This window comes from Pseudomonas sp. 8_5_2, from assembly GCF_059295255.1.
In genome coordinates, this window is sequence record NZ_CM181238.1 from 2,186,834 (window position 1) to 2,199,835 (window position 13,002).

Below are 13,002 nucleotides of genomic sequence, written 5' to 3' on the forward strand. Positions count from 1 at the left end.
AAGCTGATGGGCTCGGATAGCCCTGACGGTGTCGTTCACGAGATGCCGCGCAGGCGATCAATCTCCGCCGCGACCTGCAGGGCGGCATCCAGTTCGGACTGCTGGTGCTCTTCCATCAATCGCCAGCGCTGAGCTTTTTCCTCGGGCTCGGTCATGGCCAACGCGAGGTACAGGCTCGGTGGTACCGCGCGGAACAGCGTTTCCAGGTTCTTCGACAGGACCACACCCTCGGTGTATTTGCCCGAGGCCTTGCTCGCGGAGAGCAGCAGCGCTTTCTGCGCCGGCGTGAGTTTCTTGAAGCGGGCGATCTCCTCGATTTCTGCTGGCGGCATATTCAAGCAGATCCACCACTCGATCATGTTGAGCATGGTCTGCGCCGCATCGGGCAAGTCGGCCATGTTCTGCGTTGCCAGCCAGAACCAGGCGCCGAGCTTGCGCCACATCTTCGTACCCTTGACCACGAAGGGGGCCAGCAGCGGGTTCTTGGTTATAATGTGGCCTTCATCGGTGACCATGATGATTGGACGCCCCAGGTACTGATCGCGCTCGGCGATGTTGTTCACCGTGTTCATCAGGCTGATGTAGCTGATCGACATCTGCGCTTCGTAACCCTCACGGGCGTACGTGGCAAGGTCGACGATCGTTACGTCGCTCTCCGGCCAAGGTGTGCCGGGCCGGTCGAACAAAGCACTTTCGAAACCCTGGCAGAACAGGTCGATGGACTCGGCCATCTCCTGCGCGCGCTCGCGGCGTTTATCCGGCCAGTGGGTATCGCTTGCGACTTTACGCAGGGCATCGCGAACATGGCGGGTCAGCACCTGCTGCTCAGTCGTCGCGCAGTGCCGGGCGGCATCGAGGATGCACTCGCGGATCAGGCTGCGGTCTGCCCGGCTCAGGCGCGCCTCTTCTTTGGCTTCGCCGCCGGTGATCATCAGCCGCGCGGTGATCTCCAGCTCGCCTAGCACGTCGCGCTGCTCATCGCTGTCCGGCGCGGCTTCATCCAGGTCTTCGGTCGACAGACTGGCGACCTGGTCCGGATGTTCGATCAGGCGCCGGGCATGGGCAAAAGGCGCCAGGCTCACATCACTGCCCGGTTTGAGCTGAACCTTATTGACGGACAGCCCGAGGGTGGCGAAATAGTCGCCTTGCAGGCCAAAGGAGTTCCCGGCTTCGACGATGAACAGTCGCGGTCGGTACACGGCCATGACTTGCATGAGGATCGAGACCAGGGTGGCCGACTTGCCGGCGCCGGTCGGGCCGAACAACAGCAGGTGGCCATTCATCGAGCGGTCGAAGCGCGACAGCGGGTCGAATGACAGCGGCGCTCCACCGCGGTTGAAGAAGGTGATACCCGGGTTGCTGGTACCGATGCTGCGCCCCCAGAGCGGCAGTAGGTTGGCGACGTGCTGAGCAAATAGCAGCCGGGTGTACCAATTGCGTGTGTCCCGCGCCGGGTTGTAGACCATCGGCAACCAGCGCAGATAGCTGTTGCAGGCGGCCACTTCATCACCCTCGCGCACCGGCTGCAGGCCGGCGCCGAGTAGTACGTTGGCAGCCTGGACCGAACGCTGGCGCAGCTGCTGTTCATCGGCACCGCGCAGGTACAGCGCCAACGTGCCGCGGTACAGTTTGTGTTGGCGGCCAATCAGCGCGCGGGCCTCTTCCACGTCCTGGCGGGTCTGGGTCGAGGCGAGGTTCTCGCCGATGGCTTTGCGCGCCAGGCGATTGAGCTGCTCCTCGAGCACATCCTGGGGCGTTATCACCAAGGTCAGGCTCATCACCGCCTGCTCGGGCAACTGATCGAACAGGGCGTTCAAGACTTCGCCCTTGCGCGTTTCGCCGGTCAGTTGGCCGATATGCGGCGGCCTGCGCAGCTTGTCGACCACCATCACGGCGTGCGGCTGTTGATCGAAGTACCACAGACCTTGCTCGCTGTCGGAACGCGGCTCATGGAAGAACAGCCGCTCGGCGAAATCGTGGTCGAACGGCAGCAGTAGCTCCTCGCCGTCATCTCCTTCCGGATAAGGCACACGTCGATAGAACGCGGCGGGGGATTCGCCGGTGAGGGGTGGAGCGGGGTTGAACCAAGGCAGCAACCAGGCGTAGAAATCGCGCCCGGTCAACCGTCGAGGGCTGACTCCGCACGCCTGCAGCGAGGCCACCAAGCGGTCGCAGGTGCGGTTCAACAGCTGGACCGGGTTCTGCCCATCCTCGTCGGCTTGGTCGCCGAGCCAGCGGTAGACCACTAGGCGAATCCGCCGGTTGCTACCGCGCCACGGCAGGTGAGACACCACATGGTCGTCGAACAGCCCGCCCGGTTTGCCGACGGCATCAAGGTGACGCTGCATCGACGCGAGGAAGGCTTCGGTGAACGGCGTGCCTCGCGCACGCGGCGCGATATAACGCTCCAGGCGTTCAAGGTACGGGGCAAAGTCACTGTCGTCCTGGCAGAAGAACTGCACCACCCAGGGCGCCTGGTCGAGCTCGTCGAAGCTGTCCTGCAGTGCATCCTCCAGCGCGTCGCGCGCCGCCATCAGCCATTCGGGCTCGCGCCCCTCGGTTCCGATGGGTTGCAGCTCGAGCACGGCGCCAACGGAACGATTGTCATCAAGCAGAAAGCACTGCTGCTGCTCCAGATACTCGACCCATGGCAGGTGGTCGGCGAAGCTGGGGTTGTGCGCATACTGGGCAGCCTCGTCGGCCAGTGTGGCTCGCCGACGTTGCGCCGAACGCCAGGGCTGCCAGCGCGGTGGGTCGCGACTCGCGTCATCGGTCATCACAGATCTTCCAGGCGCTCGCCGGGCAGCGCGTATTGGACCTTCTCGTACAACGGAAACACGGTCGAATAGCCAGGCACAGGTGTCTGCTGGGTACCGGCCAGGTGTGGGTATACGTACATGACTAGGTCCGGGTTGGGTAGGCGCGGGAATTGGGCACGGATCTCGTTGGCCGCCGTGCGCGTGTAGGCGCTTTGGTCGTTGTTCAGGCGCTCGGTGTCCAGCACCGGGCGACGCAGCTCGCCACGCGCCTCCAGCAGCTGTTGCTGAGTACCGACCGAGCCACCGCCGTTCCAGATATCCAGCATGGTGTTATTGCCGTGGGGCAGCATTTCCTCCTTACTGGTGGAGCAGCCGGCCAGGTGCAGGCCGAGCAGTAGGCTAATCCAGATCCAGTACCGAGACGGATGGGCTTTCATGGTTCACTCTCCGGCCTTTGGGTTCGTAGTCGATGCTGATTTCGTGGTCCAGATGCAGGGCCACTCTGGCCCCAGGCGGCACGTAGATCGCGGCGAAGGCTTCGCCGTAGAGCTTGTTGATCCACTCACGGATGTCGCCAATGCCACCGCTGATCACCGAGTTCAGCGCGCTGTTGCCGCTGTTCTGGGTCAAACCCAGGCTGCCGCTGGCCGAATTGATGAAGGAGGTGTTGGTCTGCTCGCTGCCCAGGGCTGCAGCGAAGCCGGCGCCGGCTGCGGTGATCAGGCTCTGGCTGCCCAGGTACTGCTGGGCGTTGGAGCGGCGCTCACCGGAAATGCAGGGGATGCCGTAGGGGTCGGAAATGTAGCCCAGGCCGCCGCGGATCTTCTCAGTGTCCGAGGTCTGGGTGCTGCTGCGATTGCGGCTGACGACCTTCTGCGGCTGCGGCACCGTGCGAACGGTGCCGTCGCCGAAGACAAAGGTGATCGACTCGACCTGACCACGAACGCAGGACAGCGTCCAGTCCCCCGCAGCGGTACCGCTCATGACCGCGCCAAGCACATCCGGCAGCCCGATGCCGTTGGCAGTGAGGTTGTCCGGGCCCACCAGCACCTTGAACGGATAGGGATCGTTCACTGTGCCGTCCACCGGCACCCGGCCAATCAGTGCTGTCATGGCGATCGAGCCCATCAACGTCGAGTTCTCGGGTATGGTGTAGACTGGCTTGGCGCCTTCGGTACGGTCCTGAGCGTTTTCCAGATCACGCTCGCCTTTGGCGACGGCACGCAAGCGGTCCTGGCCACGGTCGATGGCGTTGTTGTCCAGGCCGTGTAGGTCCTTGAACTTCGAGGTCAGCGATGAGAGCGGTCCGTCGGCTTTACCGGTGTCTTCCTGGCCGGCGCGTACATTCGACGGTTCGATCCACTGTACCGCATCTGCCGGTGCTGGAGCCCCTGCAAATTGCTGCTCGTCGCCCGGTTCAAGACCGAAGCCCGCAGGTACATCCGACTTTGCAGCTGGCTTTCCGGTGAGCTGGTCCTTGAGTCTGGAGAGTAGCCCCTGGGTCTCGCGGTGCTGCTGCTCGGCCTTCTGCCGGGCATCGTTGGCCTGCTGGCGCTGCTCGGTGACTTGTTGGGTGACGCTGCTCAGCGTGCTCTGGATGCGCGTGTCGATGTTGCCCTCGCGCGTGCGCAGCCGGCTGTTTTCAGTCTGCAGTACATCGTTGCCTTTCTTCAGCGTCTGCATCTCGCTGCGCATCGCCTTGACCTGGCCAATCAACGTGGCCACGGTGTCGCGCGGGGTGTCGCCGGCGATGCCCAAGGCTTTGGCCTGTTCCGCGCTGAGCGTGGCATTCTCCGGATCGTGAGTGGGCTGGCCATCTGGAGTGGTCACCCAGGACTTGATGATGATCAGCACGATGCCCAGCAGGACCGCAGGCACAAACCATTTCAGCAGGCTGTTAGCTTTCATGATCGGCAGCCTCCGGTTTTGCCGGGGGCAACAGCAGCGCGTGCTTCAGGTCGCCGCCACGGGTAACGAGATAAGCCACGGTGGTGTCTTCAGGCGTGCCGGCAAGTCCGAGGTCTGTGTGCTGGAACGTCGCGGCATACAGCGTGGCTTGCAGGTGGCGCGGGTCGAGCACCACATTGCCAGGGCCACGATTCACGATCTTCACCGCTGTCACCCAGTAGTCGCCCAGCCGCCAGGCGGCGAGTGCCTTGATCGAAACCCGCTCGGTGGGCAGCAGCGAGCTGAACGCAACAGAGTCGCTCAGCGGCACCCGGCGCACACCGGGCAGTGGTGCCACGGTACGCAGGGGCGCATAGAGGTTCTGCGCCGCATACCGGGTGAGCACCACCGCTACCGGCGTCGCGGCAGGTGCCGTGTCTTTGGCAGCTTCCACGTCCGGTGTCGGAACCTGGGCCACGATCTTGACCGGTTCCAGTGCCTCGCTGCCCTTGAGCGCCTCGATGTCGATCAGGATGATGTCGCCCGACTTCACCGACTGCAGTTGCAGCCGGGTAGGGGGAAGGGCTTCCGCGGCGCGCAGATACACGCTGCCACTGACGGACTGCACCCGCAGCTTTCCGGCGATCGCATTGGGCAGGCCGACGCGCACATCCTCATCCAGCATCAGGACGCGCTCCTGGCCCACCGTAAGTGGAACGGCCAGCGGCAGGCGATCCCAGTATTTGACCTCAACGGCACCAACGACTGAACTCCAGCCGGCGGCTACCACCACTATTAGAATCAAGACACGCATCATCCCGCACCTCCAGGCAGCGTCAGCTTCTGCGGTGTGCCTTCGTAGCAGTCCAGGGCCAGGCCCCACTTGTTGTGCTCGGGGTCGACGTCGAAGCGCACCACCCGTAGCGGATAGCGCACGACCACGCGCTTCACCGGCTCGGCGGCGTAGTACTCGTCGGCGTTGAGGTCGAGCTTCACCAGCCAGCTGTGCTTATCCAACTGTTTCACCCGCAGGTCCGGGTCGTCGCTGTAGCCGCGGCCCAGCACCTCGTATACGCCGCGCACCCGGCCGCGCAGTTCGCCGGCAGCTTTGCGGTACTCGAAATCACCGTCGAAGAAGGTCTTGCACGCCGGTGTCAGGTAGGGCTGCAGGGCAAAGATGGCGCGGTGGTAATCGACCTCGCCGTCGGTGGGCCAGCGGTTGAGCTGGCCGAAGATGTACAGCGCGAAGGCGTAGATGTTTTCCGGGGGGACATCCCACCATTTGCGTGTACTGCCGGAGCGCAGATCGGGCGGCACGTGAATGGTCAGCTCGGAGGGCGAGGACTGCCAGCCGTACCAGAGCCCGCAGCACAGCAGTGCCAAAATCGACACGGCGAGACGCAGGCTGAAGATATGCGCCTGCTGCGCATCCACCTTGTTACGGAAGCGGCTCATGGCGTCGACCTCGCATGTCGACGCGTGCGGCGCACGGTCCAAGGCCCCGAGTGCAGGATCAACTGATGAGTGCCGACACCCCAGTGCACTGCCAGATGCCATTGCAGGCGACGATACAGCCAGGTTTCCGGGCGGGCGCGCTTGGCTCGGCGAATCAGCTTGCCGCCACCCAGCAACACCAGCGCCATGCAGATGAAGATGCATGTGGGGAGGGTGGCGATTGAGGCGGTGGCCACCGCCAGCGGAGCACCGAGAATTACTCCCAGCCCGGCACCGACTACTAGGGCGACCCACATCTCGTCGTTGGTGAGCCCGCGGAGAACGGCGGGGTCTCGGTTGAGGCGCTCCGGCAGGAAGGTCAATGTGCCATCAGGCAGCGTGGTTGAGGCATCGGACATAGTGACCTCACAGGATCGTCGCGGCTTTGGTGAGGAACCACAGGATCACCACCACCAGCAGGGCGCCGACACCGACCACGGCACCGAGGTCCTTCCAGGTCTTGCGCTGGTTTTGTACGTCGGCGTAGACGGTGAGCGAGTGCCAGGCCACGCCAAGGAAGGCGAGGGTAGCAATCAGCAGGCCGAGCAGAATGCCGCCGTCGTAGGCGTAGTTCTTGATGGTGTCGATCAGGCCCGAGCCCTCACCGCGAGACGGTGCTTCCATGGTCGGCAGGTCGGCCCGGGCCAGTGTCGAACTCAACAGGATCAGACCGCCGAACAGGGCTTGCGAACAGGATTCCCGCAGCAGAGCGAGCGGGCGATGATAATGACGGGGGAGGTTCATGGCGTGGTCTCCTGATTACGACAGCATGAAAAACATCAGCACGATCAGGGCGAGGGCCAGGCGCAGCGTGCTGCCGCCGAGCGCACCGAAATTGAGGTTGCCGGCCGCCCAACCGCGATAGCCGGTCCACAGGGCCCAGGTGCACCAGAGCAAGGCGAGCACCAGCACTGATGAGCGCCACAGCACTGAGCTGAGCTGCGGGGTGAACCCGGCCACGACCGAGAACGCGTTGAGTTGGGCGTCAGTCATGCTCATCGGATGCCTTCGCGAGGGGCGCTTCAGTGCGGTAATCACCGGTCAGATCGACCAAGTCAGCCGGCTGCGAGCGGGAGGGCGAAAGGTATTTGTGGATGCCTTGACGCATACGCTCGAGGTCTGCAGCGAACCTTGAATAATCGAAGCGATAGCGGGCACCTGCGGTATCGGCTGAGCCGCTGTTTGCACGGTCGGCCAACAGCTCGATCGCGGTGATTTGCCGCTGCACCAAGCTCAGATCCGAACGCTCGCGCCCCTCTTGAGCTGCGGCACCGAGCGACACCAGATAGGCAAGAAGCAGGGCGGAAGAAATAGTCGTCATGGCAAAGTCCAGTTGTGCATCTGGTATCCATCTTCAGGGCGTGGTTTGGCATTGGCATGTGGAAAAAGGAATTGGATTGAGTCATTTTTTATGACTGCGCTGATCCGTTCAGCTGTCGACCCAGAGACGATGTTGAGGCTTGACGAGGCATGGCGTCTCCCACAGAATCAAGGCACTATGCCATTACCAATGAATGTGTGGGTTTGAAATGGATTTCTCGATACTTATTGATTGCCATTTTGACGACTTAAAACTTACTGAGCCCTCTGAAATTACGGCTCAAAAGAAGGTTTTAAGCGTGGTCAATGATTACGAAGATGGCAAGTGGCGATATACTAAGTTTCAGGACTTTATTTGGGATAATATCGCAGAAACTTCACTGTCGCAGAGGGAACGAGAAAGCCTGGGCGGTAAGCCATCTTCCTTATTGAGGGCTGCAGCAAAGAACCTCCGTTTGACCGACAAGGACGGTGATATCGGGCGTGGTAGTGAGTTGGCTGAAATTGTGCTTTATGGAATTATGAAGCATCAATATTCAGCTTTGCCGGTAGTACCTAAAATATTTTACAAGCAAAATTCTCAAGATAATGCAAAGGGTGCGGATAGCGTGCACATTGTCTTGGAGGGGCAAGATTTTAGTATATGGTTTGGTGAGGCTAAGTTTTATACCAGTATTAAGGATGCCAGGCTGGGTTCGATTATTGCTTCGGTGGAAAATGCTCTTGATACGAACAAATTAAAGAAAGAAAATAGCATAATTACTAATGTGAGCGATCTGGATGGGCTTTGCCTTGATGCAGAGCTTGTTGCGCGAATTAAAGAATCTCTTTCTAATCAGAGTTCAATTGATGGGCTGAAGCCAAGGCTGAATATACCTATTTTGTTGTTGCACGAGTGCGATATCACTAATGGCTCTAGAACACTTAGCGCAGCGTATGAGTTAGAAATTATTGAGTATCATAAGCAGAGAGCGCTGGCCTACTTCAAGAAGCAAGCGGAGGAGCTTGGGGGTAGGGTTTTTCTTTACTCTGAGATAAAGTTTCACATCATATTGTTTCCGGTTCCTCAGAAAGCGCCAATAGTCGATAAGTTCGTTTCTAAGGTTGAGTTTTTACGAGATGAGTAGCATGGATGCGTTTGAACAGTGTCACGTCGTCAACGATCTTATGGAAGGCGGAAATGAAAGTGCCGCAAGGGATGAATTGATAAAGCTTTTGCATGAGTTCAAGATCTCGGGTACGCCATACTCGCCGGTAGTAAATCACCTCATTCGCAGGGCTGGTCTTTATCCTTACTTAGAATTAAACTCGTCTTCATGGCAGGATAGATTAGTTCATGAGGCATTTAAGGTAGATGTGGGCGGGAGTGAAAAAATCACACTGCACCGAGAGCAGTCATTCTTGCTTCATAAGTTGCTTAATGGGGAAAGTATTGCTGTAAGTGCACCGACTAGCTTTGGGAAGAGCTTCGTTATAGACTCTTTTATATCTGTGAGGCGACCCAAAAATATTGCAATAATTGTCCCGACGATAGCTCTGACTGATGAGACTAGACGGAGGTTGCAGCTGAAGTTTGGTTTCAAATATAAGATCATTACTACAGCAGACCAAACGCTTGCGGATAACAATATTTTAATTTTTCCGCCTGAAAGGGCTATTCAGTATGCTGAGAAGCTCGAGTCATTGGATATTCTAATCATTGATGAATTTTATAAGGCGAGTCATGCGTTGGATAAGGAGCGCTCGCCAGCTTTGCTGAAAGCAATTCTCCGGCTAAGTAAGTTGTCAAAGCAGCGCTACTTCCTGGCGCCAAATATTAGTAGCATTAAAGACAATGTTTTTACTAAGGGTATGGAGTTTTGCAACTTAGATTTCAATACGGTTTTTTTAAAGAAGTACGACCTCCACGAAGAAATAGGTGGGGACGAAATCAGAAAGAGTGAAGTCCTCCTTAAGATCCTTTCAGAAACAACTGGGAAGACGCTGATATACGCCGGAACTTATTCAAATATCGACCGCGTCACAACTCTTCTTATCGCTGACGCTGCTCGGAGCACCAGCCCACTTTTAGAAGATTTTAGCCACTGGCTTGCCAAAAACTATGATCCTAATTGGCCTCTTACTCAACTGGTGAAGCGTGGAACCGGCATCCATAATGGCCAACTACATCGATCCTTGAGCCAATTACAAATCCGCTTGTTTGAAGAGGTTGACGGACTTCAGCGATTAGTATCTACCTCTTCGATAATTGAGGGTGTTAATACTTCGGCGCAGAACGTTGTGCTTTGGAGTAATCGTAGCGGTAAAGGCACGGCTAAAATCACAGATTTTTCATACAAGAATATTATTGGGCGAGGAGGTCGAATGCTTCGACACTTCGTTGGTAATATTTATATTTTGGATAAGCCCCCCGTTGAAGTTGCTACTGAGCTTAAGCTATCGGTGCCAGATGAGTTATTGGGCGGGACTAATGAAGATGATTTTCGAGACGATTTGACGGCAGATCAAATCGCTAAAATCGTGGCGTATAAAGAAGAGCTTGTTGAGCTTGTCGGTGATGACGGCTACAAGTTCATACGTGATAGTAACTCCATTCAAACTACGCACTCTGGCGTAATCAAGGATATTGTGACTGATCTGCACAATAATCCTAGCTCCTGGAACGGGTTGAAGTACCTTAATTCTGAGCGAACCGGCGACTGGGATCGCCTGCTTTACAAGATCTTGCGGCTGCAACCCGGGGTTTGGGGCGCTTCATATACTAGCGTTGTTGAATTTATCAAGATACTGTCTGGAAATTGGCGATACTCGATTCCAGAGCTTCTGGCCCAAATGGAAAGTCTCGATATTGGTGTGGACGATTTCTTCAAGCTAGAGAGAACCGTAACTTTCCGCTTGCCAGGGCTGTTGGGTGATATCTGTGTTCTGCAAGAGAAGCTTCTGGGAGCGCCCGCAAACGACATTAGCCCCTTCATAGCAAAAGTTTCCTCTGCTTTCTTGCCGAAAGTGGTCTATCAGTTGGAGGAGTATGGGCTGCCGAGATCGATTTCGAAAATAATTCATCGCTCGGGATTGCATGACTTTGAGGATGAGTTATTAGATATTCATGCTGCTATAAATAAATTATCGCAGAAAAGAGATAAGATTCTGGACTATTTTAATAGTCAGGGGGATCGGTTTGAGCTATACATTCTTAATTATTTCTACGAAGGTATTGCTCATCGATGAGCTAATTTAGTGAAGCAGTGATCGCATGGCTAATGCCTTTGGCTTCATTTGCAGAAGGCGGTCAAGTCATGCCGCCTCGAAGTTTTGCCAGACTGCAACTTATCCTCACCAATTTTAGCTGCTGGATCGGGTGGGAGATCGGGCTTGGATATTGATTTTCACCCAGTCCAGTAAGCTTTTAGTGTCTCTAAATATTCTTTCACAACTCTGGCTAATCATTGGGTTGTTTCCAGTGGGTAACGCCTGTCTAATATCTTCCTGCAGGGCGATGCATTTTTTATTATTTGCAAAGCAGTAGCCTAATTCAAATGCTACACCTTCGTCTATGTGTGCGCCGTGCAGCACTGCTAATATAATGTCGGATTCTGACATGGCCTGGATGTCTGCATCAAATACCATTCTGGCGGCAATGTCTTCCCGAACACCACCTTTAACGATGTCGCGCAATAATAGGCCGTCGTCCTGCGGTAGAAATACATCAAAAAATGGGGAAAGTTCTTTCTTTAATGAAGAGTTGTAGTTTAGCTCCATTTCATTGAAGAGTGGGGCGGCAAGATACAGGCTAAGTCTTTTAGGCATTTGCGATATTCCTAAGTTCGTTGTCTAGGTCGGAAGGGGTGTATGCTGCCGAAAATATTATCTTGGCAACATCGCGAATTACATCTATTTCTTTCCTTCCAGTTGATTGAACGAAGTTTGGGTTTAAGGGTTTGTACAGTTTAAGGCTTTTTTCCTGTAGCTGAGCTATCTTTTCAGGAGGCCAGCTGGTTTCCTTTCTCTTTGTTATCAGCCTCGACCATATCTCTGAAGGCTCGCCAATCATGTGAATGATTTCTCCAGCTGCAACAGTCTTTGAAGATTTTCCGGGCCTAATGCCTTGGCAGAGCATTGATCGCGCCCTATCCTCAATGGTGATGTCCACGACAAAAGTCAAGGGGTCCATCGGGGACCTATCAATTATGAATACACCAACCTTTTTGCTTGATAGGTAATTGTTTTTCTTTCCGAATTGCTGATTGGTCCAAGAGTCAATAGTGATGGTCTTATGGGTGGATAAATCTTCTGGTGAATTCGCCATTTCAGCAGGGCGCTCGTCGAACCACTCATCGAGCGTTATTAAATTGCCGAACTGGCTTAAGACGGTAGACTTCCCAATTCCTATAGAGCCGACCATGTAATAACAATATTTGGTGGGGAGTCCGAGGATGTCAGATTCAAGCAAGAAGTCATCTTCTGGAAGTGTTATTGCGTCCAGGAATTCTCGAATGTCTGAATTTGTGAAGAATAGAGTGATGAGATTGTAATTGTTGAAGTTAGCTTCGAAAATAGCCGCCTTTGATTGAGAGTCTAGGATTTCGTCGTCTCTCATGAATCGAATGAAATAATTGTAGTTGCCAGGACTTATCGTGGCGGACTTTCGGAGAAGGTGAAGTAAGGTTGAGTCTGTCAGTGAATGCCCTAGTAATATGCTGGTCTTTTTTGTCAGCACATGAAGTAAGGTTGAAAGTCCACCGCCAATTCCTTCAAGGAGTTGGTCCGCGAAAGCACCATCAGAAAATATCAAGTTTTCGCTTTGAAACTTCTTTTTGTCGAATGGTAAGAAGCCGTTTGGGTGATAAATTACGCACTTATCCTTGGTGAACTGTGAGTGGTGAGACCAGATGGTTTGATAGGGGCGCTCGTGTTTGGTCGGGTTGAGGTCCGTAAATGATAAGCCATACTCAACATAGTCATCAAAATTATAGTTAACAGTCAATTCTGATTGTTTGATGAAAGCTATCATCTGCTTGAAGTATGGGTGCTCGTCGATTGTCTTTCGGCGCTCGTTTTCTTTTGTGTCGCTATACAAGGCTTCATGAATAAGTTCGCGCCAGTCAGAGAGGATTTTACGCTCAACTAAGTTTGAGTCAGTGTAAATCCCGCTTGCGATGATTTCAGCTTTTTTAAATGAATAGAAAATTTCGAAAAGCACTAGAGCTGCCTTCCCGGGCGCATCGGCGACCAACATGGCTTCGGGTGCCTTAGTTTGCATGGTGCTCTTTATTTTCTCGATTAAGCTCCCCCAAAGTGGAAGCTTTAAATCCCAGCTGATTCCAGCTCCCAGGACCAAGCTTGCCTTATTTTTATGGAGCTGTACTCGAAGTTGGCATATATATTTCCACGCAGCTATGACCTCACTGGATTGAAATTTTGATTCCGTTGGAGCCATTATCATCTTCCCTAGCGTAAGCTGTGAGATAAAGATTAAACAGACAAGTGTCTATAATGCTAATGCAGTTCGTGTGGCGGTTGGCTCATGGATCGAGTAAGTATA

The 13,002-nt window shown here is 55.1% G+C and carries 13 protein-coding genes; 2 read left to right on the forward strand and 11 right to left on the reverse strand.

Annotation, left to right across the window (positions count from 1 at the left end):
* Positions 1–35: 35 nt before the first annotated feature.
* Genes AC5O5R_RS10150 through AC5O5R_RS10190 form a run of 9 tightly spaced genes read right to left on the reverse strand, consistent with a single transcriptional unit; the run spans position 36 to position 7,461 of the window.
* Complete coding sequence (locus AC5O5R_RS10150; RefSeq protein WP_494515268.1) at positions 36–2,777, reverse strand: conjugative transfer ATPase; 2,742 nt, start codon at positions 2,775–2,777, stop codon at positions 36–38.
* Complete coding sequence (locus tag AC5O5R_RS10155) at positions 2,777–3,196, reverse strand: TIGR03751 family conjugal transfer lipoprotein (protein WP_494515269.1); 420 nt, start codon at positions 3,194–3,196, stop codon at positions 2,777–2,779. The genes AC5O5R_RS10150 and AC5O5R_RS10155 overlap by 1 nt, the downstream gene beginning before the upstream one ends.
* Complete coding sequence (locus tag AC5O5R_RS10160) at positions 3,159–4,667, reverse strand: TIGR03752 family integrating conjugative element protein (protein ID WP_494515270.1); 1,509 nt, start codon at positions 4,665–4,667, stop codon at positions 3,159–3,161. Before AC5O5R_RS10160 ends, AC5O5R_RS10155 begins: the two co-directional genes overlap by 38 nt.
* Positions 4,657–5,463: a TIGR03749 family integrating conjugative element protein gene (locus AC5O5R_RS10165; RefSeq protein WP_494515271.1), complete on the reverse strand. Its 807-nt coding sequence runs from the start codon at positions 5,461–5,463 to the stop codon at positions 4,657–4,659. Before AC5O5R_RS10165 ends, AC5O5R_RS10160 begins: the two co-directional genes overlap by 11 nt.
* Positions 5,460–6,101, reverse strand: coding sequence for a PFL_4703 family integrating conjugative element protein (locus AC5O5R_RS10170; RefSeq protein WP_064492718.1), 642 nt, complete (start codon positions 6,099–6,101; stop codon positions 5,460–5,462). The genes AC5O5R_RS10165 and AC5O5R_RS10170 overlap by 4 nt, the downstream gene beginning before the upstream one ends.
* On the reverse strand, positions 6,098–6,499 hold the full coding sequence (locus AC5O5R_RS10175; RefSeq protein WP_494515272.1) for a TIGR03750 family conjugal transfer protein: 402 nt from the start codon (positions 6,497–6,499) through the stop codon (positions 6,098–6,100). Before AC5O5R_RS10175 ends, AC5O5R_RS10170 begins: the two co-directional genes overlap by 4 nt.
* 7 nt (positions 6,500–6,506) lie before the next feature.
* Entirely contained in the window at positions 6,507–6,884 is a 378-nt protein-coding gene (locus AC5O5R_RS10180; protein ID WP_494515273.1) for a TIGR03745 family integrating conjugative element membrane protein, read from the reverse strand.
* Positions 6,885–6,899: 15 nt separating this feature from the next.
* The gene (locus tag AC5O5R_RS10185) at positions 6,900–7,139 is read right to left on the reverse strand and encodes a TIGR03758 family integrating conjugative element protein (protein WP_102689199.1); all 240 of its coding nucleotides are present in this window, start codon (positions 7,137–7,139) and stop codon (positions 6,900–6,902) included.
* A complete protein-coding gene (locus tag AC5O5R_RS10190) occupies positions 7,126–7,461 on the reverse strand; it encodes an integrative conjugative element protein, RAQPRD family (protein WP_494515274.1) in 336 nt (111 codons plus the stop codon). The genes AC5O5R_RS10185 and AC5O5R_RS10190 overlap by 14 nt, the downstream gene beginning before the upstream one ends.
* A 208-nt stretch (positions 7,462–7,669) precedes the next feature.
* Here AC5O5R_RS10190 and AC5O5R_RS10195 point away from each other — a divergent pair, with 208 nt between their 5' ends.
* Complete coding sequence (locus AC5O5R_RS10195; protein WP_494515275.1) at positions 7,670–8,587, forward strand: HamA C-terminal domain-containing protein; 918 nt, start codon at positions 7,670–7,672, stop codon at positions 8,585–8,587.
* A 1-nt stretch (position 8,588) separates the two neighbouring features.
* On the forward strand, positions 8,589–10,688 hold the full coding sequence (locus AC5O5R_RS10200) for a DEAD/DEAH box helicase (protein ID WP_494515276.1): 2,100 nt from the start codon (positions 8,589–8,591) through the stop codon (positions 10,686–10,688).
* A 114-nt stretch (positions 10,689–10,802) separates the two neighbouring features.
* Here AC5O5R_RS10200 and AC5O5R_RS10205 read toward each other — a convergent pair whose 3' ends face one another.
* Together AC5O5R_RS10205 and AC5O5R_RS10210 are read right to left on the reverse strand one after the other, a co-directional pair.
* Positions 10,803–11,267 carry a nucleoside 2-deoxyribosyltransferase gene (locus tag AC5O5R_RS10205; RefSeq protein ID WP_494515277.1) on the reverse strand — a complete coding sequence of 155 codons (465 nt, stop codon included), beginning with the start codon at positions 11,265–11,267 and terminating at the stop codon, positions 10,803–10,805.
* The gene (locus tag AC5O5R_RS10210) at positions 11,260–12,897 is read right to left on the reverse strand and encodes an SIR2 family protein (RefSeq protein ID WP_494515278.1); all 1,638 of its coding nucleotides are present in this window, start codon (positions 12,895–12,897) and stop codon (positions 11,260–11,262) included. Before AC5O5R_RS10210 ends, AC5O5R_RS10205 begins: the two co-directional genes overlap by 8 nt.
* Positions 12,898–13,002: the final 105 nt, after the last annotated feature.